Annotated in this window: 19 protein-coding genes; 9 read left to right on the top strand and 10 right to left on the bottom strand. The window is 58.7% G+C overall.

Translation table 11 applies throughout. The features are described from left to right. Positions 1–356: 356 nt before the first annotated feature. The 6 genes from CSQ86_RS00525 to CSQ86_RS00500 form a co-directional block, all read right to left on the bottom strand. On the bottom strand, positions 357–1532 hold the full coding sequence (locus CSQ86_RS00525; RefSeq protein ID WP_240542203.1) for a toxic anion resistance protein: 1176 nt from the start codon (positions 1530–1532) through the stop codon (positions 357–359). Positions 1533–1631: 99 nt separating this feature from the next. Further along, on the bottom strand, positions 1632–2738 hold the full coding sequence (locus CSQ86_RS00520; RefSeq protein ID WP_100493222.1) for a substrate-binding domain-containing protein: 1107 nt from the start codon (positions 2736–2738) through the stop codon (positions 1632–1634). Beyond that, on the bottom strand, positions 2735–3550 hold the full coding sequence (locus tag CSQ86_RS00515) for a hypothetical protein (protein ID WP_243387510.1): 816 nt from the start codon (positions 3548–3550) through the stop codon (positions 2735–2737). The genes CSQ86_RS00520 and CSQ86_RS00515 overlap by 4 nt, the downstream gene beginning before the upstream one ends. Beyond that, complete coding sequence (locus tag CSQ86_RS00510; protein ID WP_100493221.1) at positions 3550–5250, bottom strand: vWA domain-containing protein; 1701 nt, start codon at positions 5248–5250, stop codon at positions 3550–3552. Before CSQ86_RS00510 ends, CSQ86_RS00515 begins: the two co-directional genes overlap by 1 nt. Positions 5251–5342: 92 nt before the next feature. Next, complete coding sequence (locus CSQ86_RS00505; protein WP_100493220.1) at positions 5343–6434, bottom strand: alpha/beta fold hydrolase; 1092 nt, start codon at positions 6432–6434, stop codon at positions 5343–5345. A 24-nt stretch (positions 6435–6458) separates the two neighbouring features. Further along, entirely contained in the window at positions 6459–9080 is a 2622-nt protein-coding gene (locus tag CSQ86_RS00500) for a prolyl oligopeptidase family serine peptidase (RefSeq protein WP_100493219.1), read from the bottom strand. A gap of 251 nt (positions 9081–9331) precedes the next feature. On the opposite strand from CSQ86_RS00500, the gene CSQ86_RS00495 reads away from it, so the two are divergent. Genes CSQ86_RS00495 through pknB form a run of 7 tightly spaced genes read left to right on the top strand, consistent with a single transcriptional unit; the run spans position 9332 to position 18426 of the window. Then, positions 9332–10033: an FhaA domain-containing protein gene (locus CSQ86_RS00495; RefSeq protein WP_100493218.1), complete on the top strand. Its 702-nt coding sequence runs from the start codon at positions 9332–9334 to the stop codon at positions 10031–10033. 29 nt (positions 10034–10062) lie between these two features. Then, a complete protein-coding gene (locus CSQ86_RS00490) occupies positions 10063–10584 on the top strand; it encodes an FHA domain-containing protein FhaB/FipA (protein ID WP_100493217.1) in 522 nt (173 codons plus the stop codon). 4 nt (positions 10585–10588) lie between these two features. Beyond that, positions 10589–12220: a PP2C family protein-serine/threonine phosphatase gene (locus tag CSQ86_RS00485; RefSeq protein WP_100493216.1), complete on the top strand. Its 1632-nt coding sequence runs from the start codon at positions 10589–10591 to the stop codon at positions 12218–12220. Next, positions 12217–13968 carry an FtsW/RodA/SpoVE family cell cycle protein gene (locus CSQ86_RS00480; RefSeq protein WP_243387508.1) on the top strand — a complete coding sequence of 584 codons (1752 nt, stop codon included), beginning with the start codon at positions 12217–12219 and terminating at the stop codon, positions 13966–13968. Before CSQ86_RS00485 ends, CSQ86_RS00480 begins: the two co-directional genes overlap by 4 nt. After that, positions 13965–15431: a peptidoglycan D,D-transpeptidase FtsI family protein gene (locus CSQ86_RS00475; protein WP_100493215.1), complete on the top strand. Its 1467-nt coding sequence runs from the start codon at positions 13965–13967 to the stop codon at positions 15429–15431. Before CSQ86_RS00480 ends, CSQ86_RS00475 begins: the two co-directional genes overlap by 4 nt. Beyond that, on the top strand, positions 15428–16378 hold the full coding sequence (locus tag CSQ86_RS00470; RefSeq protein ID WP_100493214.1) for a serine/threonine-protein kinase: 951 nt from the start codon (positions 15428–15430) through the stop codon (positions 16376–16378). Before CSQ86_RS00475 ends, CSQ86_RS00470 begins: the two co-directional genes overlap by 4 nt. After that, positions 16375–18426 carry a Stk1 family PASTA domain-containing Ser/Thr kinase gene (gene pknB, locus CSQ86_RS00465; RefSeq protein ID WP_423734790.1) on the top strand — a complete coding sequence of 684 codons (2052 nt, stop codon included), beginning with the start codon at positions 16375–16377 and terminating at the stop codon, positions 18424–18426. Before CSQ86_RS00470 ends, pknB begins: the two co-directional genes overlap by 4 nt. A 128-nt stretch (positions 18427–18554) precedes the next feature. On the opposite strand, the gene CSQ86_RS00460 is transcribed toward pknB, so the two are convergent. The 3 genes from CSQ86_RS00460 to CSQ86_RS00450 are packed head-to-tail and all read right to left on the bottom strand — an operon-like array spanning position 18555 to position 21205. After that, positions 18555–19199: an anthranilate synthase component II gene (locus CSQ86_RS00460; protein WP_100493213.1), complete on the bottom strand. Its 645-nt coding sequence runs from the start codon at positions 19197–19199 to the stop codon at positions 18555–18557. A 53-nt stretch (positions 19200–19252) separates the two neighbouring features. Further along, the gene (locus tag CSQ86_RS00455) at positions 19253–20380 is read right to left on the bottom strand and encodes a class E sortase (RefSeq protein ID WP_100493212.1); all 1128 of its coding nucleotides are present in this window, start codon (positions 20378–20380) and stop codon (positions 19253–19255) included. A gap of 12 nt (positions 20381–20392) precedes the next feature. Further along, positions 20393–21205 carry a DUF881 domain-containing protein gene (locus CSQ86_RS00450; RefSeq protein WP_100493211.1) on the bottom strand — a complete coding sequence of 271 codons (813 nt, stop codon included), beginning with the start codon at positions 21203–21205 and terminating at the stop codon, positions 20393–20395. 89 nt (positions 21206–21294) lie between these two features. Here CSQ86_RS00450 and crgA point away from each other — a divergent pair, with 89 nt between their 5' ends. Continuing rightward, positions 21295–21753: a cell division protein CrgA gene (crgA, locus tag CSQ86_RS00445; protein WP_100493210.1), complete on the top strand. Its 459-nt coding sequence runs from the start codon at positions 21295–21297 to the stop codon at positions 21751–21753. Between the two features lie 845 nt (positions 21754–22598). Here crgA and CSQ86_RS00440 read toward each other — a convergent pair. Then, positions 22599–23327: a rhomboid family intramembrane serine protease gene (locus CSQ86_RS00440; RefSeq protein WP_100493707.1), complete on the bottom strand. Its 729-nt coding sequence runs from the start codon at positions 23325–23327 to the stop codon at positions 22599–22601. Between the two features lie 160 nt (positions 23328–23487). Here CSQ86_RS00440 and CSQ86_RS00435 point away from each other — a divergent pair, with 160 nt between their 5' ends. Next, complete coding sequence (locus CSQ86_RS00435; protein ID WP_100493209.1) at positions 23488–23712, top strand: hypothetical protein; 225 nt, start codon at positions 23488–23490, stop codon at positions 23710–23712. Positions 23713–23754 lie beyond the last annotated feature (42 nt).

The following is a 23754-nucleotide window of genomic DNA, read 5'->3' as shown; positions in this document are numbered from 1 at the left end:
ACCGCCAGCCCCATGCAGGACCGACAGCGGTTATCGTTGCAGGCTCCGGAACCCTCTCGGGCTCTCAACCTTTGACCTTCACTTCGCCCAATTCCCGTGGGCGGCAATCATTCCGGAGTTTTACCCACAGTGAAATCACGCAGAGCCGAGATTACGAGCTGCAAACAGTGTGCGCACTTGACTGTAGGAATTTCAACACTGACTGTAGGATTTTGAACACTGACTGTAGGATTTTGAACGTATTTCGTTGAAATTCCTACAGTCAGTGCTCATTTCCCTACAGTCAACGTTCAAAATCCTACAGTCAGCTAAACTACGCGGAATATATGGGCGCTAACCTCGGAAACCACGCAAACTCACATCTGCTGAGCGTTTTCGATCAGCGCGTTCTTCAGGTCGGACTCAATCTGGCGCATCTTGACTTGCGCGGCCTCGCGGTTGGCCTTGCCTTCCTTCTGAATCTGCACGGTCTCCTTCAGGGTGGCGATGAGCTCGGAGTTGATTTTCTCCAACGTGTCGATTTCCACCACGGAACGCTGGTTGGCCTTCTCGGCGTCCACCGCACCCTTGTGCAGGGCGGCCGCGTTCTTCTGCAGCAGCTTGTTGGTCACGTCATCGGCCTTGTTTTGCAGATCCAGGGCCTTGCGCTGGTTGGACAGACCCAGTGCGATCACCATCTGGCTCTTCCACACCGGGATTGTGGTGGAGATGGTGGTGTCAATCTTGTCCACGATGGTCTGGTCGGCGTTCTGGATGATCTTAATCTGCGGCGCGGTCTGCAAGGTCACCACAGAGATGCGGTCAAGGTCGTCGAGGCGCTTCTCGAAGCGGTCCAGCTTGGACTTGAAGTCCTTCAAGAGCTGCGCCTGCATCGGGTCGCCGCTCTTCTGTGCTTCGGCTTCCAGAGCCGGCAGCTGGGTGGCACGGAAGTCGGCGAGCGCCTTCTTGCCGGCCAGCACGGTGATCTTCAGCTCGCGGTACTGCTGCGCATTCTGCGTGTACATCGTGTCGTACATCGAAATGTCCGCCACCAGGCGCGACTGTGCGGCCTCAAGCTTGACGATAATCTCATCGATCTGCGAATCGACCTTCTGGTAGCGGCGGCGCAGTTTATCGATGGAGACGGCCACCTGTCCCAAAATCGGAATCTTGCGGAATCCGCCGAGCTCGGCCTCATCGATGGTCACGAGCATGGTATTGAGCAGTTCGCCGGCCTCGCCTGTGTCTTTGGAGCGAGTTTCGGAGAGGATTTCGTCCGCGAATGTGGAAGTGGCGCGCTGGGCGTCCTTGCCGTAGGAGGATTCGATGCCTTCGCGTGTGAAGTCGATGCCGCCGGCGATTTGTGCGATCTGCTGCTGGTCGGCTTCGGGCAGTTTGGCAATCTGCTGGTCCGGGGTCAGTGCGGCGGCGGCCTGTGCCTCGGCGGCAGTGGGCACCAATGCCCCATTCGAAGCACCAGTGCTCAGCGCGGGGCTGGTGACAGCGGCGGTGTTGCCCTTGGCTAAATCTGCGAGGGTGATTTGTGTGGTCATTTGGATTCCTTTCGTAACGACTCAAGTCTGTGACTGCTCCCCTTTAGTCAGCTGCTACTGACAGCTCCCCCACCAGGAGGAGCCAGAGAGAAGAAAGAATTACTGTTGTAAGTCGACGCCTTTCAGGGTGTTGATGAGCTGTTGCATGGCGTCATTGTTGGGCAGTTCGGAAACAGCTGGAACCTGCTCAAGGGTGCCGGGCACGCCGAAACGCTTAATGGAATCGGTGCCGGCGAAGTTGGCTGCGCGGAAGCCGTGACGCTCCCATGCCAGCTTCTGCACTTTCTGGCTCTTCAGCACACTCAACAGCTTGGAGCCCTTGTCATCCAGCGCCATCAAGGTGTGTGTGCTCCACACGGTCGGTGTGGGGTAGACGACCACCACGTCATCCTTGATCTGCTTAAACGCATCCGGCTGGTTCACAGCCAAGTCCAGCAGCTGTGACTCGTAGCCCACCATCATCGGCTTCGAGCCCACGCCGAGCGTCAAGAACTGGTTGAAGGCGTCTTCCGACGAGGTTTCCATCCAGCCTGATTTGGCGAAAATCGCCTTGATTTTCTCGCCGTCGCGCGCCACGGAATCCGTGGTGGCCGGCTGTCCGCCGTTCATCACGGTGGCAATCAGCGCCGCGTATTCGTTGCCCGAGTTGGATTGCACCGGGTCAGTGGAGTCGATGCGGAACTGTCCGTAACCGTTGGCGTACCCCACATCCGTCCAAGTCTTATTGTTGACCATCGCATCCACGGCTTTGGCCATGTCCATGTGGTACGCGCCGGAATCATCCTTGGTGATCAGCCCGCTGGACACCAGCCCTTCGGCCACCGTCTTATGCGTATACAGCACAATCGGCGAGTTGAAGACAATGTCGCTCTGCGTGGCCTTCACGCCCTTGGCCTTGCCATATTCCACGGCCGCCCTGGAAGAGGGGAACAGGTAATCCATGCCCTTGGTGTCGGCGTCCATCATGGCCAGCGACCCGGCCTTGCGGTAGTCGATATTGAGGCCCTGCTCAGCGGCGAGCGCCTTGAACTTCGCATCGTCGAACAACCCGATTTTCTCGCCGCCCAAATAGCCGTTCACGCTGACTTGCTCCACGGGGGCGGCGGGCTTCGGCTGGGCTTGACGCCAGACCAAAGTGCCGCAGATTACTGCCACTACCGCCAGTAGAGCAATAAGTCCGATGATTTTCGATTTCGATAGTTTCATTCCTGCTCCTGCCGCCCTTCTGCCGGTTTTTGGGCCGGCTTGGACCGCACTGGTTCCGGTTCTGGCTGGTTCACATTCGCCCAGCTCAGTCGGTCAAACTGTTCCAATTGATCCGATTGCTCCCGCTGATTCGTCAGCTGAGGCTGCGCACTATGCCGTACTGACTGTTGCGCCGACCGCTGAGATTGTGCCGATGATTGCGTCGCGGCATCATACCCATCCATGCGCGCCAAGCGCTGAATCGCATCGGAATCAGCTGCGATACCCAAGGTTTTGGCACTGACTGCGCGGCTGAGCTCGCCAGCCGCGGTCTGTTCGAGCACCTGCAGCGCCTCAATGGTTTCCGTGCGCGCTTTGGCGATCTGATCGCGCGCGCCCGAGCTTTCCACGTCCACATAGGAGCGCAGCAGCTGTTCGGTCTGCTCGCCGTACACGGTGATGTAGTGGCGCAATGTCTGGTAGGCGGAGGTGTCGCGGGTCACGTAGTTCACCAAATCGCGTGTGGCCACGATGAAGTCGTTGGCTTCCGAGCGCACAGCTGGATCGCGTACCTGGGATGTCAGAGCCGAAATCGAATGCAGACGCGTATTCGCGCCATCGATGGCATCCGCGGCCTTCTGACCGTTCGGCAGCGCGGAGGCCAGCATTTTGCCGATTCGCCGTTCCGGCTCGGTCAGTGTGGATACGGCCACATAGCCGAGGCCTGCCAGCACCACGGCCACACCGGCACCAACCACGCCGCCGCCGGCCAGCCAGAAACCGAAACCGGCGAGCGCTAGCCCGGCTATGAATCCACAGATTACTTGGAGCATCAGTTGAACCCCTTGACCTGGCGGAACACGGAGGCGAGATCACCGGAGCGGCCATCGAATACCTTGGCGTTGGTTAAGGTGGCGAGCGACTTCAGCTGGCTGGGGTCGGCGTCGCCGAACATGATGGAGAAGACCGGCACGTCGCGGCCGTTGTATTTGTAATCAGCTTCGAACGCTTTCTGATCATCGGTTACCGAGCGGCCGTCGGTCATCAACACGATGGCCGTGGTGTATTCAGTGGAGTCCGCCTCATCCGGCAGCTGCTGCAGCGCTTCTTCAAGTCCGCGATAAATATTGGTGCCGCCACTTGCTTCGGTGGCCTGTGCATCATTCAGTAATTTAGCGGTGTCGGTGCCTTCAGCCTTAATCGGATTATGCGCCTCGGATTCGAATGGGATGAGAATGTTCACATCGCCGTCCGCGGGCTCGATGTAGGCGGCCTTGGCCTGGGCCTGATTGAGTGCGGCGTTGAGACCCTTGACCACGCCATCCTTGCCTTCACCGGACATGGAACCGGAGTAATCGACCACCCATACGGTCCAGCTGGGCTTGCGTAGTGCGGTCTGGTAGACGTTGAGCGCGCTGTTGATCACGGATGCGGTAGGCAGCGGAATGGTCTTGAGCGCGGAGGCGTCGGTATTGATGCCCCATTCGGCGCGGAAAGACTGCTGCACTTGGGAATCGGAGGAGTAAGCGAGTGCGCCGCCGAGTCCGGTGCGGCGGCCCGCGCGTTCGAATTCAAGCTTGGAATCCCTGGAGCTCAACGCCTTGGCGAAGGAATCGAACGCATCCTTGAGCTTCTGGCCACGGTCCACATAGCCGAGCGGCGAATCGGAGACCGCGATGCCGTCGGATGGATAGACGGCCACGAGCGGGTCATGGCCATTCTTGGTCAGAGCCTTGTCGGCCTGAATCACCAAGGATTCATAGTTGACCATCGAATCGAAACGGTCGGGATTGGCCACCACCATATCTTTGAGCCAGTCCGAGGAACCGGAGGAGCGGTCCACACCGGAGAGCAGTTTGGCCACGGAATCCTTGAGCGTGGCGTCGCTCAAATCCTGGTCGCTTAAAGGCTGGTCGCCGCCGCGCAGCGCGGTCATAAAGGCCAGATAAGCGGAGGCGCCTGAGTTCGATTGGGTGGCGGAAGTCATCGAGAATTTGAGATCACCATTGCTGACTGCAGAGAGAATGTCCGCAGTGGAGACCGGCTTGGTCTTTCCTGAGTCATCCGCCCAGCCGAGGCTAATCGCTTTGGATTTGGCGATGCCGAACACGATAGGCGTGGTGGATGTGCTGGTGGCGTCCTTGACGATGTGCTTGGTGTCGCCCATCGAAATCCACATGGAGGAGGCCGGCCAGACGGCGTCATAATTCTCGCCACCGTTCTTGAGCGCGTTCATGATGTCCAGCGAACCCATGTAGTGCATGGTGATGGCCACGTTGGATTGATCGGCAGCCTTCTGGATGGCGGCGGCCACTTCCTTGTTCTCGGAGCCGGAAGCAATATTGAGCGTGGCAGTCGCTCCCTTGCCGCCTGAGGGCTTGAACGTTTGGACGTTGGCGTTAGCGACATCCGAACCGTCATCTGAATTTCCACCCAAAAGATTGGACGAGCAACCGGCTAGTGCAAGCGCGCCGGCGCATACTACTGCCGCAACCGCTGCGGCGCGGCGACGAAGAGAAGAGACAATGCCCATAATTCCATTCTTCTCCCGCCTTATAAAGAGGGCTATACCTCAAGGTGACAGAAAAATGAACTCTAAATGAAGAACTACACTCAGCTACGTAGTTAATAGGAAGCGCTGGCGATCATCGGGTCGTCGTAGAAGCTCAGAATCTTCTCCAGATACGGCTTATAGGTGCTGTTCGGCATCGAGAAGATCTCATGGCGCGACTCGGGGAATCGTACCAATGTCGCTTCGCCGCCACCGTCTTTGACCAGTTGGATGAACTTATTCTGCGGCTTGTTCAGCACCCAGATATCGTGGCCGGATTGGAAGAGCAGAACCGGCGTCTCCACTTCCGAGCAGGCGGATGGCTTCAGGATCGCATGGTTGAGCTTCAACGCCTGACGCACCCATTCGAATGCCGCGCAATAGGTCTGGTATTCCGGGTTTTCGCAGCGCAGTTTGAAATACCAACGTTCGCGTGCCTCGGATGCGCCTTCATTGCCCTTCATCGAAAACTCGGGGGTGAAATCACTTTGGCCAAACACACGCTTCTTGCCAAAGCCCAGACCGCACAAAGCACCCACGAGAACTCGGGCCACGTTCAACGGCATGCCGGTGGCAGGAGCGATCATCGGCGCGGAAAGCACGGCCTTATCGAACAGGGTCGGATACTGTTCGAGCACCGCGGCACCGATGCCGCCGCCCATCGAATGGCAGAACAGATTCAACGGCATGCCGGCTGCGTACTGCTGACCGATGGTCTGGGCGAACGCAGCCAAATCTGCCACATAGCGCCGCCAATCATCAATCCACACCATGCAGGGGTTTTCGACGTCGCGCGCGGACTTGCCGTGGCCGCGATGCTCCAGTACGCACACTGAGTAGCCGGCGAGCAGGAAGTACCAGACGAGTTCGTCGTATTTTTCGGCGAACTCGGTAAAGCCGTGGCTGATCACGATGGCACCGCGGAATGTGGCGGTGGCGCCCTCCTCGCGGATGGCGTCGAACTTGCCGGCGTCGTAGCACAGGTAATGCAGCTGACCGGATCGGCCGCCCGTGTCCATAAGTCCGGAAAACGGTTCAAGGCCGGCCGCCCGCTCGGCGGCGGAGGGGTCGAACCAGCCTTCATCGCGGCACTGTTCGAGTGCCGGCAACACGGTGTTGCGCATGGTTTCGGCGTATTTGTTTTCGTCGATCATCGTCAGCTGCATGCCCCTATCTTAAAACCTTCCGCTTTAGGTCAGGGCATCCTTGAGGAAATCGCGCTGGAGTATGAGCAGGTTCTCAGCCACGGTTTCGTCGTTGGTCATGTGTGTGATGCCCGTCAGCGGCAGGAAGGTATGCGGGCGACCGGCAGCCATCAGCGCCTGCGAGAGCCGCAGGCTGTGTGCGATGGTGACATTGTCGTCGGCAAAACCGTGGATGAGCATCAGCGGACGTTCCAGCTTCGGCGCATCCTGAATGATGCCGTTGCGGCGATATACCTCTGGGTCGAGGCCGAGGTATCGCTCGGTGTAGTGGGTATCGTAGAGCGTCCAGTCGGTGGGCGGAGCGCCGGCGCAGGCGGCCTTGAACACATTCGGCGCGTCAAGTACGGCGAGTGCGGAAAGGAATCCGCCATAGGACCAGCCGATCATGCACACCTTGTCGAGGTCGGGAGCGGGGATACCGGCAGCAGCTTCACCGGCTTCGTTGAACTCGGCAATCGCCTCGGGCAGCGCGTTTACGGCCTCGATCTGATCGGCAAGCGTCACATCCTTCATATCCTCGAAGATCGCGCGATCCCATACCGGGCCACGGCCGGTGGTTCCGCGACCGTCCGCCGTGACCACCAGGAAGCCCTGGTCGGCCCACCACTGGCCTTCCCAATAGAAGGACTGCGCATCCACAACCTGCTGGAAGCCAGGGCCACCATAAGGCTTCATCAGCACAGGCAGATTGGCGGCATTCGCATACGGGCTCTCCGCGCTCGGCGCGATGATTGCGGTGTAGAGGCGGTGTTCGCCAAGGCACGTGAAGTGCACGTTCGGCGTGAAACCGGGTTCGTCCGCATAGTTGGCGATGGTGGCGATGCCGCCGTGCGATTGCGGCAACTTGCCATGCAATACGGCATCGGCAACCGCATCGGTCACTTGGCCGGATGCCACCACATGCGTCATCTCCACCTTGGCGTGCTCCAGGTCACGGCCGGTGATCACCATGCCGCACTTGCCCGCAGACGCCGTCCACACACCGGGACGAGTCGTGACCGGGACCGCTGCGCAACCGGAATCATCACCATAAGTGCCGTTGTAATCGAAAAGCACCACATCGAAGCTGCGTGCATCGTGCTCATCTCCGCGCCCGGCCCAGGCAGCCGGCACTTCAGGAGCCAAATCAGGCTCACGCTGCACCACGGCCATCACTTCGGAATCATCCACGCTGAGTACTTCGCGCACATTCCAGCCGGCAGGCGTGAACGGGCGGCCGTCCACGGTCAGGCGGTTCGTATCCGCCTCCATATCGTTCAGCGAGCACACCAGATGGCCACTCGGCGTATAGGCGGGGGTGCCAGGCACCAAGTCAATCCACTGATCGTTCGTGTGCTCTTCAAGGACGCGCGTCGCACCAAGCTGCGGAGCATCACCTTCATCTGCCAAGTCAGCGACATCGCCGGAATCGATGGCATCGGCGACGGTCAGCTGAGCCCAGGCCGCGGCAACAGGCTCCTCCAATGATTCCGGCTCCTCGGCGGCGGCCACAGCGACTTCGAGCACCTGATCGGCGGTTTGACGGCGGTTCTGCACCAGCACCAGCGGGTCGTGGCCTTCCGCCCAGTTCACGGCGGCCACGTATTCGTAGGCTTCACGGTCCCAGTCCACATCGGCGTTGGCGGTGATGCCGGCATACCGGTCGTTTTCGTCAAAAGCCAGGGTGATCACGGTCAGATACACGTCGGCGTTCTGGGTCAGCGCACGCGGGTAACGGCGGCCGACTGCGGCATGTTCGGGATCCGCCGGGTCGCTGATGTACCAAGTCGGCTCATCCGCGGTATCGAAGGATTCGAACAATACATGGCGGGAATCCGGCGACCACCAGAAGCCGTCATACCTATTCATTTCCTCGCCAGCCACGAATTCGGCCAAGCCGATCTTCCATGTGTTCTCGGCCGGCTTGCCGTCCTCGTCTTCAACACTAACGCCGTAGATGGCGGTGATGCGGTCGGTAGAAGCGTCATCCCAATCACCGATATCGACCAGCATCAGATAGGCGCCGGTGGTGTAAAGCACGTGCTCGCCATCCGGTGCGATACGCGGATTCAGCACCGGCGAATACGTGGAGGGATCTTCATCCAGCCATGCGCCGGCCAGCTCGCGGGTGCGGGCCATAGGGATCTCAATCGCGGCTTCGACGGCTGCGCCTTCTTCGGAGCCTTCCTCAGCCCCTTCGGCAGCGCTCACCGATTCAACGGCATCCTGCCAGTTGATTTCAGTCAAGTACAGGCGGCCGTTGATCGTGAAGACCACACGATCGCCGGCATCATCCACCGAATAGCTCACGATGCCGGTGCCGCCTTCGCGCGCGCGTTCGCGGCGGGCGCGCTCCTCGGCAGGCACGTTCTCGCTGTCCGCATCAGCACCCAGCAGTTCGCGCGGATCGGCGAGTTTGGTCTCATGATGCTCGCCGGCGGCGTCGAACCAGCTCAACCAGAGTGCCGTCACCAGATCCTCCGGCCCATCGGAGCGCAGGAACAGCGCAGATGAACCGTCTCCTATAACTTTGGCCGAGCGTGGCGCACCGCTCGTGAAGCGCAGGGTGCGGGCCTTGCGACGAGGAAAATCCTTGATTGCTTCATTGATATCAGTCGTTCCACTCATGCCTTACAACTTACGCGCCAACCAAGTCATGCACCCATGCCACGCCGCGCAATCCGAGTGGCACCTCACCCAATTTCATGTGGCATATCGCACAGCATCAGATGGCGCGAAGTGGTGCGCCGCGCCCATACGCGCCCTAAATCAACCCCGAATTTTTGTAAATTCTGCACTCATCATGCCTGAAATGGCTGTATTTTTGCACCATATTCCCACGGCCGCGTAGGATAGGTGACGATTAGAAAGGGAGGACTATGAGCGTTCTCGACCGTTTTGAAAAAAGCGTGGAGGGTGCAGTCAACGGAGTGTTCGCCAAGTTCGGCTCCAAAGATCTGCAGCCTGTTGATCTCTCCAGCGCCCTTGAGCGCGAGATTGACGCGGAAGCCATGCCGGTGGGCCGCGACCGCACGGTGGCCCCGAATGAATACCGTTTCAAGCTCAGCACCCCGGACTTCGACCGTATCGAGGCATGGGGCAGCGAGACCTTGGCCAATGAGCTTGCCGATAACCTCACCGAATACGCCAAGAGCCAGCATTACGCATTCGTTGGCCCTGTGGTGGTGATCTTCGAAGAGGATCTGAACCTGACCAAGGGCAACTTCAACCTCACTTCCGAATCCGTGCAGGGCAACGCCGTGCCCGTCACCACCGACGCGCAGGCTGAAGACAGCCCGGTGCTCGAGGTCAACGGCAACCAGTACCTGCTCACCAAGGAAAAGACCGTAATCGGCCGCGGCTCCGGCTGCGACATCGTGATTGATGATCCGGGCATCTCCCGTAAGCATCTTGAGATCGACATCACGCCGAACGGTGTGATCGCACGCGACCTTGGTTCCACCAACGGCACGTATGTGGAGGGCCATCAGGTGCCCGCCGCCACGCTGCTCGATGGCAACACCATCACCATCGGTCGCACGCGTATCCTGTTCTGGGCTTCCGCTCAGGCGCAGGAGTAGCCCCGAGCGCCCGCTCAAAGGTCGTTGCCATGACCGAATTGACTTTCGCCCTACTGAAGTATGGTTTTCTAGCCCTACTGTGGGTCTTCATTTGGCTGGCGGTTCGTTCGCTGCGTCAGGACATCGAAACGTTCAGCCCGCGCCCTTCTCGTTCTCGCCGTCGCCGCGAGCGTGAGGCGCACAAGGTGAAGTCCGAGGCACCCCAGGTGCCGGCCGCCCGCAGTTCCGCAGCGCCCGCTCCAGGTCGCCATACTCAGCAGCCTACGTTGTTGGTGATTATCGATGGCCCGTTGGCCGGTAGCTCCGTGCCGCTTGCCGAGTCTGAAATCACCTTGGGCCGTGCCGCCTCGAATACCGTGGTGCTTGACGATGAATTCGTCTCCTCCCACCATGCCCGTGTCTATTTGGATGCCGCCTCTGGCCAGTGGGCCATTGAGGATCTGCACTCCACCAACGGCACTGTGGTTAACCAGCAGCGCATCAATCGTCCGACGATTCTGCCTGCTCGTATTCCCGTGCGCATCGGTGCCACAACCTTCGAACTGAGGTAGCCGCATGCCTAATTCCGCCGCTTCACAACCGCTGTTCTTATATTCCACCACTGTGTCCGACGTGGGCACGGTCCGTGCGAATAATCAGGATTCCTCCTTCGCCGGCGAGCATCTGATCGCCATTTGCGATGGTATGGGCGGTCATGCGGGCGGCGATACGGCTTCCACCATTGCCATCCGCTCGCTCGCCCATATCGAACAGGACGATACCGGCGGCGACGTGCAGGTGATCTCCAAGATGATGGAGACCTCCGTGATGGCCGCGCATGACGCCATCGTGGGCAAGGCCAAGCGCGAACGCAAGCTTGCCGGCATGGGCACCACGGTGACTGCCGTGGCCTTGGTCGCCGGCTACTGGGTCATCGCCCACATCGGTGATTCGCGCGCCTACCTGCTGCGCGACGGTCATCTGAGCCGCATCACCAATGATCACAGCTACGTACAGCATCTAATCGATACCGGCCGCATCACGCCTGCTGAGGCGAAGAACCACCCGCAGCGCAACGTGGTGATGCGTGTGCTCGGTGATTTCGACATCGATCCGCACCCGGACATCTCCATTCGCCGAGCCCATCCGGCAGACCGTTGGCTGCTGTGCTCCGACGGCCTGTGCGGTGTGCTCGAGGACTCGACGATCGAAGAGACGATGACCACGCTCTCCGATCAAGGCGAATGCGCGCAAACCTTGGTGCAAATGGCCCTGCGTGCCGGCAGCACCGATAATGTGACGGCCGTGATCGCCGACGCCACGCTGGCGTTGGATGCCGATGCCTTCGACCTGCCGCATCAGACGCCGCTGATCGGCGGTGCCGCAGGCAATAGCTTGGAGACGATCGCCGATATCGTCAATGAACCCGTGGCCACCGCGCCGGCATTGCGTGTGGATAATTCCCCGGCCCAGCGCGCGGCCGCATTGATGCAGCCGGCCAGCGCTCACGACAACGCTCCCGCTCAAGGCACGGCCGAGCCGTCCGGTGCACGTGTGGCGCAACCGTCCGCGGTGCGCGAGGAAACCGGTGAGCGCGCAAACCCCGATACCGGCGAAATCCCGGTGGTGCAGCGTCCTGATGGCCGTATTTCCGCCGACCCCAACGATCCGGTGGTGGCGCAGGCCATCCGCAAGGAGCAGGCGCAGCAGACCAAGGCCACGCATGTCAAGAAGCGCAGGATTCGTGTGGCATTGATCTTCACCGTCATCATCGTGCTCGCCGCACTGTTCGGCGTGGGCGGCGGCACATATTTGTGGAGCCAGACCCGCTATTACGTGGGCAACAGCAACGGAAAGGTTGCGATCTACCAAGGCGTGCCCACCAATATCTTCGGCATGGAGCTCTCCCACGAGGTGAGCAGCACCACGATTTCGCTTTCCGAGCTGCCGCAAACCTGGCGTGACCAAATCAACCAGGGCATTGCCGTGGATTCGTTGGAAGAGGCGCAATCCCATGTGGGCATCATTCGCACTGAAATGAACAAATTCCTGAAGCAGCAGGAGGACGCGGCCAAGAAGCAATCCGGATCGTCTGATTCCTCAAACGATTCCTCGTCCAATTCCTCCGATAATTCCTCGAGCTCCAACAGCTCCGATCAGCCGAACATCGGTGCGGCGAATGACGCCGCCACAGGGGGCAATCAATGATCGTCACCCGCTTACGCCAGATTGGCCTATTGCTTGTCGCTATGGCCATCAGCGCAATCGCCATTGTTCAGATGTTCGAGCGCACCACCAATGCGCTGCCAGCGGACTATCTGATGATATTCGGCATCGCCACTGTACTGTTTCTGGTGCTATGGAGCTTAATCGTGCGCTTCCAGCCGTACGCCAGCCAAGTGATTGTGCCATGCGTACTATTGCTCACGGCCATCGGCGTTACGATGATCGCGCGCATCGATCAGAGCCTTGACACCACAGTGGCCAAACGCCAGCTCATGTGGCTGTGCATCGCCCTGGTGCTTTCCGCACTGATCATCGTGTTCCTGAAGGATTACCGCGTATTGCGCCGATTCTCCTATGTATCGATGGTGGTGGGCCTGGTATTGCTGCTCTCCCCGATGCTGCCGGTGCTCGGCCAGGAGGTCAACGGAGCGCGCATCTGGGTGAAGATTCCCGGTCTTGGCTCATTCCAGCCGGGCGAATTCGCCAAACTGTTCCTCGCGTTCTTCTTCGCCGCGTACCTGTTCGATCATCGCGATCAGCTGGCTGTAGGCGGCAAGAGGATTCTTGGCCTGCAACTGCCGCGCATCAAGGATCTGGGCCCGATTATCGTGGTGTGGATCGCCTCGATGGGCGTGCTTGTCATGCAGCATGATCTGGGTACTTCCCTGATGTTCTTCGCCATGTTCGTGGCGATGCTGTATGCGGCGACCGGCCGTAAAAGCTGGATTGTGATTGGTCTGATCGCCTTCGCCGCCGGTGCGGTGATGGCCGCCAGCGTCTTCAGCCATGTGGGCCAGCGTGTGGATGCCTGGCTGCACCCGTTCAGCAACGAGCAGTACAACATGAAGGTCGGCGGCTCCTGGCAGCTGGTCACCGGTATCTTCGGCATGGCTTCGGGCGGTATGGTCGGCACTGGTTTGGGCCAAGGCCACCCGGCGTTGACCACATTCGCCAATTCCGATTTCATTTACACCGCTTTGGGCGAGGAACTAGGCTTGACCGGAGTGCTGGGCATTCTCATGCTGTACTTGATCATCATCGCCTCCGGCTTCATCGCGGCTATGAAAATCAAGGATGGTTTCGGCAAGCTCCTGGCCTCCGGACTGGTGTTCACGATGGCATTCCAGGTGTTCACCGTGGTCGGCGGCGTGACGTTGGTGATTCCGCTGACCGGTTTGACTTTGCCGTACATGGCGGCAGGCGGTTCGAGTCTCATCGCCAATTACATTCTTGCGGCTTTGCTCATCGTCATCTCCGACGCGGCCAACCAGCCTGAACCTGAACTCACGTCCAAGGAATTCCAGTACGAGGCATTGGCTGTACTGCGCGATAAGGAACTTGAGGAACGCGCCCGGGCCACGGAGCCAATCGCCCGCCCGCGCACAGCTTCAGCCGAGTCCAACCGATATGGGCTTGACGATTCGGATGGCGAGATCGTGGACACCACACGCCGCGCTCCGGAAACCGCCCCCAACACGCGTGACTTCGACGAATACACCGCGCCCACCGGCACCATGCCGCCCATGCAATACGGCCAGTTCGCCGTGCCCTCCGAGGTCGCACATGCCGAGCACGCGGCTCACGCAGCGCATGCCGCAGCCATGCCTCCCACTCCGCCGATGCCTCAGATGCCCGATGTTCCACCGATTCCACCGGTATCCGCATCCGGCTATTCCACTGATTCCCAATCCGCCCATCACGGTCCACGACATGGAGGTGCACGCGCATGAATAAGTATCTGCGTCAGCTGTTCACCGCCGTCGTATGCCTGTTCGTGGTACTCGGTCTGTCTTCGTCGATCATTATGGCCGTACGAGCCAATTCGCTGAACAATGACTCGCGCAACGCCCGCTCGCTGTACCATCAGCTCGGTGCATACCGCGGTGCGATTCTGGCTTCGGATGGCACAGTGATGGCGCAATCCGAGCCGGTGAACGATGCGTTCAAGTATCAGCGCACGTATTCCAACGGCCCGCTGTATGCCCCCATCACCGGTTTCTTCTCCATCAACCAGACCGCCGACCGCGGCTTGGAAGCCTCCCGCAGCATGCTGCTCAACGGCGAAGCCGATTCCCTGATTTGGCAGCGCGCCAAAGCCATGCTGACCGGCAGCACGAACCAAGGCGCTTCCATTGAAACCTCCATCGATCCGAAACTGCAGCAGGTCGCCTACGACCAACTCAGTTCGCGCGATGGCGCAGCCGTGGTTCTGGAAGCCAAGACCGGCCGCATTCTGGCCATGGTGAGTACGCCCAGCTATGACCCGAACCAGCTGGCCACCCACGATGCCACCGCTGCAGCCAAGGCCTACAACGATCTTGCCGCCGGCGAAAACAGCCCGCTGATCAACCGCGCCACCTCGCAGCTCTACCCACCAGGGTCCACGTTCAAAACCATCGTGGCATCCACCGCACTGGAAACCGGCGACTATCAGCTCGATACGCAAATTCCCGCAGGCACCACCTATACTTTGCCTGGCACTACCACGCAGTTGCCGAACGCGGCACCGCAGGCCAACGGCACCGACGGCAAAATCACACTGCAAAACGCCGTGGCATATTCGTCAAATACCGCATTCGCACAGCTCGGTGTGGCATTGGGCGAGGACAAGGTCAGCGAAATGGCCACCAAGCTCGGTTTTGGCAGCACTATTACCATCGACGGCACCAATTCCACCGGTACGCCGATGACGGCCACCGCTTCCACCTTCCCGTCAGGAACCACTCCTGACCGTCTTGCGTTGGCCTCCATCGGTCAGGGTGACACGAAGGCCACGCCGCTCCAGATGGCCATGGTGGCCCAAGCTATTGCCAATGACGGTAAGCTGATGCGCCCTACGATCGTGGACCGCGTGCGTGCTTCGGATTTGTCGGTGATCAATCAGACCACACCGCAGACCATGGCCAAGGTGTTCAGCAAAGACACCGCGGATAAGCTCACCACCGCCATGGAAAGCGTAATCACCGAAGCCAATCCCTCACTGGCGATTAACGGCATCAAAATCGCCGCCAAAACCGGTACCGCTCAAATCGGCGTCGATAACACCAGCATCGACGGCTGGATCATCGGATTTGCGCCTGCGGACAATCCGCAGATCGCAGTGGCGGTAATGGTACACAATACTGATCTGCTCGGTTCGCTCGCCGCTGGCCCGATTATGCGTGCGATTATTCAGGAGGCTCTGCAGCAATGAAACTGATTGAAGGACAGCTCATTCACCGCCGCTACCGCCTCGATGCTCGCTTGGCGCAAGGCGGTATGGGCGAAGTGTGGAAGGGCTATGATATTCAGCTCGGCCGCCCGGTGGCCATCAAGGCATTGCGTTCCGATGCCACGAACGCCGAGGCCAAGCTGCGCCGTCTGCGTGCAGAAGCGCATAATTCCGCCAATCTCGCACACCCGAACATCGCCGCCCTGTTCGAATACTATGAGCACGACGGCATCGGCTTCCTGATAATGGAATACGTGCCATCCAAGTCACTGGCCGACCTGTTCCACGAAAAAGGCGCCATGGATCCGATTGAACTGCTGCCGATTCTGATTCAGACAGCGCGCGGCCTGTTCATTGCCCATTCGCATGGTGTTATCCACCGCGACGTGAAGCCGGCCAACATCATGGTGTCGGATACCGGCGAAGTGAAAATCACTGATTTCGGTGTGAGCTACTCCACCGGTCAGGGTCAGATCACCCAGGACGGCATGGTGGTGGGTACCGCGCAATACATCTCCCCCGAGCAGGCTCAGGGCAAGCAGGCCACACCACAGTCCGATATCTACTCCCTGGGCGTGGTGGCCTATGAAGGATTGTCCGGCCACCGCCCGTTCACCGGAGCCACTCCGGTGGATATCGCGGCCGCGCATGTGAATAATCCCGTGCCGCCGCTGCCGGATACGGTGGATGTGCAGCTTCGTGAATTCGTGATGTCCATGCTGGCCAAGGATCCGCTGGACCGTCCGAAGGATGCCCTGGTGGTATCCCGCACCTTGGCCCGCATCGAACGGCGTCTACTCGACCAGCAAACCGAGATGGCCGATCAGACCATGGTGACTTCCAGCGTGCGACCCTTGCGCAGGGTGATGAGCACGCCACGCATCGTGTTGGATACTCCTGCCTCAAGATTGGGAGGGAATAAGCAATGAGCAACATGCCTAACGCACTGGCCGGTGGCCGTTATCAGCTGGGCCAGCTCATCGGACGCGGCGGCATGGCCGAGGTCCGTGTGGCCCTCGACACCCGTTTGGGCCGTACCGTGGCCGTCAAGATCATGCGTGCGGAACTGGCCAATGACGAGATCTTCCTCGCCCGATTCCGCCGTGAGGCACGTTCCGTGGCGCAGATGAACAACCCGAACATCGTCAACATCTACGATTCGGGCGAAGAGACCATCACCACGGACGCCGGCGATACCGAACGTCTGCCTTACATCGTGATGGAATACGTCAAGGGCCAGACCCTGCGCGACATCATCAAGGTGAACGGCGCACTGAGCCAGCGCGACTGCGAGCAGGTGATGCTCGGCGTGCTGAGCGCTCTGGACTATTCGCATCGCATGGGCATTATCCACCGCGATATCAAGCCCGGCAACATCATGATTTCCGAGCAGGGCGTGGTCAAGGTCATGGACTTCGGCATCGCCCGCGCCTTGGATGATTCCGCCGCGACGATGACCCAATCCCAGGGCGTGGTGGGCACCGCGCAATATCTCTCCCCCGAGCAGGCTCGCGGCGAGACCGTGGATATGCGCTCCGACCTGTATTCCGCAGGCTGCGTGCTCTATGAGATGCTCACCGGACGGCCGCCGTTCACTGGCGACTCCGCCGTTGCCATCGCCTACCAGCATGTGTCTGAGGTGGCGACTCCGCCAAGCGCCGTGGTGCCGGGACTGCCTAAGATGTGGGATTCCATCGTGGCCAAGGCCATGGCGAAGGATCGCCAGAACCGTTACGCCACCGCGGCGGAATTCAAGAACGATATTCTGACCTACATGAACGGTGGCGTGCCGGTGGCAGCCGCGTTCAACCCGCTCACCGACCTGTCTAACGTGAAAGCCCGCAAAGAAGCCGAGCGCGAACAGCCGACCGCGCCGATGACCCAGGCTACGCAGGCGTTTAACCCGGTGACCGGCCAGTTCGAACAGGTTCCACCTGCGAATGGCGCTGCGCAAAACGCATTGAAAACGCGCGCCGAGCAGCGTGCAGCCGCCGCAAAGGCCAAAAAGAAGAAGCAGATTATCATCGGCGCGATTATTGGCGTTATTGTCGGTATCGCCATTGTTGCAGCGGTGGCTTTCGGCATGAACACGGCCAAGAAGAACTCCGTGGAAATGGTGACCGTGCCCGCTTGCACCGCCACCACCTCGAAGGATGGTCTGGAGGCCAAGCTCAAGGCTTTGGGTCTTGAGATGGTGGAGAAGCAGGATACGGATTCCACCGAGGCGGCAGGCACTTGCACCAAGATCACGCCGGAGGCCGGGTCCAAAGTGGCCAAGGGCTCCAAGGTGACCGTCTGGTTCTCCGCAGGACCGCAATCCGTGTCCGTGCCGGATGTGAAGAATATGAGCCAAGAGGAGGCTCGCACCGAGCTTGAAAGCGCCGGTTTCAAAGTGAGTTCCACGGTCAAGACGGAGGATAGCGCCGACATCGAGAAGGACAAGGTGACGCGTACCGATCCCGCGGCCGGCGCGCCTACCGCCAAAGGCTCGACGATCACCATCTATGTGTCTTCTGGCATGACCACGATGCCGAATCTGGTCGGTCAGACCAAGGATGCCGTGATTTCGCAATACAGCAGCCAGTTCAACTTCGTAGTGGAAACCGAGGCTTCGGATACCGTGGAGGCCGGTTCCATTAGCCGAACCAATCCGGCGGCCGGCACATCGATTGAGCAGGGAAGCACGATTACCATCTGGGTCTCCACCGGTAAGGAGAAGGTCACCGTGCCAACTATCAGCGCCGGCACCGACTATGCCACAGCCAAGCTGCAGCTAGAGGCTGTCGGACTAGTGGCGGCCGCCAGCGGCCCGACCGACAGCACCGCCGTAGTGGTCAGCATCAACCCGGGCGCCGGCACACAGGTGGATAAGGGCTCCACAGTGACCATCACCACCAAGGCAACCACGACGACTGGCAGTAATACCAATAACGGCAACACTACTGGTGGCACCACAGGCGGCGCTGATGAGAAATAGCGACGCTCAAGGAGACTCATATTTTGGGCTCCCTCTGATGAGGGAGCTGCTGAGCAAAGCAAGCTAACAGTAGAAACCAGAAAGGCATCAGCTGCAATGCTGATGCCTTTCTTCATTATTGCTCGCCGCTACTTCGTCACCTTGGGCTGCAGTCCGGCGGACTTGGCCACGGCATTATCCTGGCCGCAGACCTTCAGCCAGTTGGCCAGCAGACGGTAGCCGTCCTGGGTCATCACAGATTCCGGATGGAACTGCACCGCGTACATCGGCTTGTCCTTCACCTTGATGCCCTGCACGATATGGTCACCCTGCGTCCACGCGGTCACCACCAACGTGTCCGGCACGGAATCCGGCTCAACCGCCAGCGAATGGTAGCGGGTGGCGGTCATCGGATTGGCCACGCCCTCGAAAATCTCGTCATCGACGTGTTCCACCAGGCTGGTTTTGCCGTGCATAATCGTTGGCGCATGATCCACTGTGCAGCCATATACCTCAGCGAGCGCCTGCAGGCCCAGGCACACACCAAACATCGGCACATTCTTGGCCGCGCACAGGCGAATCATATCCTCGCTGGCGCCGGAGTCGGCCGGAGCTCCCGGGCCGGGGGAAATCAGCACGCCGTCATAGCCATCGAGCACGCCTTCGGCTGCAGGATCGACGGCATCATTGCGTACCACGTCCACTGTGGCACCAAGCGTTTTCAGATAGCCCACAATCGTGTAGACGAACGAATCGTAGTTATCCACCACCAGAATGTGTGCGGAATCGGTCATGCTGCTCTCCTTGAAGTCGACTTGCATGCCATACTACTTCAGCAGCGCCGGTTTTACTCCGGAACGGCCACGAAGTTCGACATCTGGCGCAGGAACGGGATGTTGCTGGCCGCCCAGGGGAATGTCCACTGGAACAGTGCGGCAGAGGCTGCAAACAGCAGCAGAATCAGCAGCAACCATCGAATCGGCATCACACCGGGCTGCAGTCTGACCAGCAGGCCATAAATGCTGGCATCCGGACGGCGACGTTCGCCTGAGCGAATGGCGCGCAGCACCGGCCAGCGCCAGGCCACGGCGGCGGCAATGAATAGAATCAGCCAAGTCACCAGCGCCAGGTACACGACCTTGTCCAACGAGCCGATTTTGGAGGCGATGGATGGTGTTTCGGAGATGGCGAACTTCACCGCGCCGGACGAATCGGTGGTGGCCAGTTCCTTCGGCACGCCATCGGACACTTTGGCCCAGTAGGAGAGCTCGCCGTAGCTGATCCAACGATGGGTTGGCGTAGTGTATTTCGGCTCGCATGTGGTCATCGTGATCATACGCTTGGTGGGATTCACGCTGGAGTTTTCAGGGTTGGGGGCAATTACCCAGATATCAGTGGGCAGCACGATCTCATAGCGTGTGTAATGGTAGACGTACCAGTAATCCTGCGTACGCACGATAATTGGGTCGCCTTCCTGGAGCTTGTCCACATCACCAAGCGGCTGACCATAGCCATTGCGGTGGCCTGCGAGCGCAAAGTTACCGATCTGACCAGGCATTTGCGAACTCTGATAATGGCCCAGACCATGGCGGTTAATCTGCTCGAGCGTGGTGCCTTCCACCAAATTGCGGTGCCATTGGCTGCCGAAACGCGGGATGTACACTTGGGCAATCAGGTCGCCGTACTTCGGATTCTCCGGCTGCACTGGCGGTTCGCCCTCCTGGGCTTTGGCAATCTTCACATCGCCGCCATTGGCCGCCGGGTCGGACCAGTTCACGGATTTAGTGGTTTCATTCTGGACCTGCTCGGCCTCCACACCGGTCCACCACATCTGCCAGACGATGTACAGCGCGCATACTGCGGCTGCCGTGAGCAAAATCTCCGCTACAATACCCAGCGCCTGCCATAGTGGGCCGCGGCGAGACTGAGGAGTCTGCACTCGCACTGCACGATTGCTATGTGTACCATGCCTCATGACGTCTTGCCTCTACTCTTCATCCTTGGTCTTCGACGTATCGACTGTGGCGTATTTGAACTGCTGCAGCAACGCGGTGGTGGCTTCAAACTGCAGGTCATCCTTGTTCTCTACTTTGTATCCGATGCCGAATGCACTGACGTACTGTTTCAGAATGGTAATGGCCTTCGAATCGTTCAACGCCTTACGCATCGCAACCGGGTCGCCGATAGCGGAGATGGTGAACGGCGGCGCGTATTTCTTACCGTGGATGGACAGCACATTGCCCGAGCAGATGACCGCCGAGTTGAACAGCACGCGCTGGTCCATGATCTTCATGGCTTCCGCGCCACCTGCCCACAATGCGTTCACCACGGACTCCACATCCTGCTGGTGGATCACATAATCATTGATATTGGCGGTGGTGCCGTTGTCGTTCACCGCGTTCTCCCACAGCGGAGAATCATCCAGTGTTACTGTGATTCCTTCGCCGGAGAGCGCGGGCAACATCAGGCTGGAGTCGCCGCCATCGGTGGCGTCGCTGGAGGTATCGGTGCCGTTGGACTCACTGGAGTTCTCTGAGGTATTGGAATTGGAGCCGGTCGCGTTGATGGCATCGGTAAGATTGTTGACCTGTTTTTGCAGATCATTGACGTCGGTTTGCAGCTGGGAGACTTCCGCCACACTATGCTCGACCAAGTCTGCGGTGTCGTTGTTGACGGTGGTGGTGCGGTTGACGCGCACATTGGTGCTCAACAGGAATCCGGTCAACGCAATCAGCACAAACGCGGCCACTCCGCTGAGCATGGAGCGGCGCACACTGTGTTTTCCTTGATGCTTGGCCATAAAAATCCCGTCTTTTTACACGGTTTGTCCACTGGTTTCGAGTCTAGCCACTATTATGACTTTTAGCCTATTGAATGGAGAATACGCTGATGGCTGACGAAGAGCTGCACGAAAACGACTCGAAGGACCAGAAGGACTGGCAGAAGGAGACCGCATCCGCAGATGCCAAGGCCACGGAGAGCACTGACACCGACACCAACGCCGCTGCCGACGAAGATGAGACTTACGGCGTTGATATGGACAAGGTGCAGGCCGTGCTCAACGCTACTGCCGATAAGGCTTCGCTGACCCCGCAGATGCAGCGCATGATGAACCGCCAGGCAGAGAACACCAAGCGCGTTGAGGAGACCATTAAGGGCACCAAGTCCAACCCGCGTTGGTTCGTGCCGGTGTTCTGCGCGTTCATGATCATTGGTCTGATTTGGTGCGTGGTGTACTACCTCTCCCCGTCCGGCGCTTGGCCGATTCCGAACATCGGTGCTTGGAACCTGGCAATCGGCTTCGCGCTGATCATGATCGGATTCCTGATGACAATGGGATGGCGCTGAGTTCCACGTCAACAGGTGGCTGCACCGCCTAATCGTTGTATTGAAGACCGACTCCTTGAGAAGGGGTCGGTTTTTTTATTTCTTTTTATTCTAGGCAACAATTGATTGATCCAGCGCTTATGCACATCCATGTGGGCCAGCACCGACTTACCCACAGCTATCCACCACTTATCCACTAGTTATCCACATGCTTATGCACACAATGTGGATGAATTACATTTCTGTAGTTTTCCACCGAATGTGGAAAACCTTGTGGATAAGTAGTGGATAACACGTGGATAAGGGGTATTCAGCGGTGTATAAGTAGTGGATAACTAGGGATTGTTGACAAAAAGCGCCATTTATACACCTTGAGGGCTGTGGATAGTACCGAGTTATCCACAACCCTTAAGTGATGAGTTATTCACCGCCGTTATTGTGGATTACTCGGTTATCCACATTGCACTTGAGTTATCCACCGTCTTTTCCACAATTGTGCACAACTATCCACTCGTTTTAGTGGATTGGTTGTGAGCACCCCTATATCTAGCGTTTTGGCCTCCAAACGGTCCCCATATTTTGTCACTGGGATGAAAAGGCTGTGGATAACCATCGGAGTGGCTTATTTTTTCGCGGATAAGCCACTTTTCGTGAAAAGAAGTCGCCGAGTATGGCTGAGTGGCGCATTTTCACGAGAAGATCCCCAACTTCGTGAAAATAGGACACTGACGGGTGCTCAGTGGCCGCTTTTCACGAAATAAGGTCTTATTTCGAAAAACACGCCACTTAGTCATATTCAGTGGCGTGTTTTCACGAAGTCAGGGATTTTCTCGAAAAAATGAGCCCCTAGGAAGTTCGTATCATCGCTAGGCGTATGGATTGGCGATATTGCACAGCAGAATCGCCACCACCACTATCGCAGTGACGGACCATCCGTAAACCTGCATCCGCCATGTGAGGCTTTTATGCCGCCAGAACGGCAATCCGCTGGTCAGCAGCCAGGTCAACAGACCACCGATCAGGAAACCGCCGATATGCGCCTGCCAAGCCACACCGCCCACAACGAACGGCAATGCGAAGTTGATGGCCATCCAGATCATCATCGATCGAATATCGGCACCAATGCGGCGATACACCACCAATATGGCGGCGAACAGACCGAAAATAGCACCGGATGCACCATAAGCGGCCATCTGCCAGCCTTTGCCGCCCGGGGCGAATACGCCCCAAAGCATCAGGCCCAGTGCTCCTCCAAGACCTGAAATGATGTACAACCCAAGGAAGCGCCAATGCCCCATCATGCGCTCAAGCACCGGCCCCACGGAATACAAGGCGATCATATTGAACAGAATGTGCATGATGGTGTTCGGCGCGTGGAGGAACATTGATGTGATTGCGGTCCACGGGCGGGACACCATCGTCATTGGCGACATCATGCCCTGATAGATCAGCAGCCCCTGCAACAACGGCGAAATAAGGCCCAGCAGTACTTCGATCAGCCATACGACTGTGCATGCGACGATAATCGCCCATGTGATCACCGGGCCGCCGCGGTCCCACGAATATTTGATTTCACGTTTAGTCGGCATATGCATGCAGACCACTGTATCGGAAACGAGGCAACGTGGGTCGCCCGGCAAATCGCCCGGGCACTGCAATCCACCCAATCGACACAATCATCGGCCTAGAATAGGGAGCAGAGTCGGTCTTGAATGGGCATGCCGACCAGACGATCCCTCAAAGAAAGGAGCCGTCATGGAGAACAACTCTTCTTCTAACGGTTGGAAGTTCTTCGCACTGCTGTTTGGTGCGGCACTGGCTGCAGTCATTGGTCTGTACATCTACAAGCAGCAGAATCCGGATTATGATCCGTGGGAGGAGCCGTGGGAGAACAGCTCTTCGCCGGTGGATCTGGGCCTGAACAAGGCTGAGGATAAGGGCGATGAGGAGGAGCCCGAATCCGCACCAGCCGAAGCCTGATTCTTTAGGTTTCCCAACAGATACGAAAGTCCCCTGCAATCA

This window comes from Bifidobacterium felsineum, from assembly GCF_002802915.1.
Lineage (GTDB): Bacteria > Actinomycetota > Actinomycetes > Actinomycetales > Bifidobacteriaceae > Bifidobacterium > Bifidobacterium felsineum.
This window is presented reverse-complemented; position numbering and strand designations above follow the sequence as displayed.

Bases quoted from the DNA above. Each gene is read 5' to 3' on its own strand.
- CSQ86_RS00435 (WP_100493209.1), top strand. From the start codon at position 23,488: ATGGAGAACAACTCTTCTTCTAACGGTTGGAAGTTCTTCGCACTGCTG.
- CSQ86_RS00480 (WP_243387508.1), top strand. From the start codon at position 12,217: ATGATCGTCACCCGCTTACGCCAGATTGGCCTATTGCTTGTCGCTATG.
- CSQ86_RS00460 (WP_100493213.1), bottom strand. From the start codon at position 19,199: ATGACCGATTCCGCACACATTCTGGTGGTGGATAACTACGATTCGTTC.
- CSQ86_RS00455 (WP_100493212.1), bottom strand. From the start codon at position 20,380: ATGAGGCATGGTACACATAGCAATCGTGCAGTGCGAGTGCAGACTCCT.
- CSQ86_RS00525 (WP_240542203.1), bottom strand. From the start codon at position 1,532: ATGACCACACAAATCACCCTCGCAGATTTAGCCAAGGGCAACACCGCC.
- CSQ86_RS00490 (WP_100493217.1), top strand. From the start codon at position 10,063: ATGACCGAATTGACTTTCGCCCTACTGAAGTATGGTTTTCTAGCCCTA.
- CSQ86_RS00470 (WP_100493214.1), top strand. From the start codon at position 15,428: ATGAAACTGATTGAAGGACAGCTCATTCACCGCCGCTACCGCCTCGAT.
- CSQ86_RS00440 (WP_100493707.1), bottom strand. From the start codon at position 23,327: ATGCATATGCCGACTAAACGTGAAATCAAATATTCGTGGGACCGCGGC.
- CSQ86_RS00505 (WP_100493220.1), bottom strand. From the start codon at position 6,434: ATGCAGCTGACGATGATCGACGAAAACAAATACGCCGAAACCATGCGC.
- CSQ86_RS00520 (WP_100493222.1), bottom strand. From the start codon at position 2,738: ATGAAACTATCGAAATCGAAAATCATCGGACTTATTGCTCTACTGGCG.
- pknB (WP_423734790.1), top strand. From the start codon at position 16,375: ATGAGCAACATGCCTAACGCACTGGCCGGTGGCCGTTATCAGCTGGGC.
- CSQ86_RS00500 (WP_100493219.1), bottom strand. From the start codon at position 9,080: ATGAGTGGAACGACTGATATCAATGAAGCAATCAAGGATTTTCCTCGT.
- CSQ86_RS00510 (WP_100493221.1), bottom strand. From the start codon at position 5,250: ATGGGCATTGTCTCTTCTCTTCGTCGCCGCGCCGCAGCGGTTGCGGCA.
- CSQ86_RS00485 (WP_100493216.1), top strand. From the start codon at position 10,589: ATGCCTAATTCCGCCGCTTCACAACCGCTGTTCTTATATTCCACCACT.
- CSQ86_RS00515 (WP_243387510.1), bottom strand. From the start codon at position 3,550: ATGCTCCAAGTAATCTGTGGATTCATAGCCGGGCTAGCGCTCGCCGGT.
- crgA (WP_100493210.1), top strand. From the start codon at position 21,295: ATGGCTGACGAAGAGCTGCACGAAAACGACTCGAAGGACCAGAAGGAC.
- CSQ86_RS00495 (WP_100493218.1), top strand. From the start codon at position 9,332: ATGAGCGTTCTCGACCGTTTTGAAAAAAGCGTGGAGGGTGCAGTCAAC.
- CSQ86_RS00475 (WP_100493215.1), top strand. From the start codon at position 13,965: ATGAATAAGTATCTGCGTCAGCTGTTCACCGCCGTCGTATGCCTGTTC.
- CSQ86_RS00450 (WP_100493211.1), bottom strand. From the start codon at position 21,205: ATGGCCAAGCATCAAGGAAAACACAGTGTGCGCCGCTCCATGCTCAGC.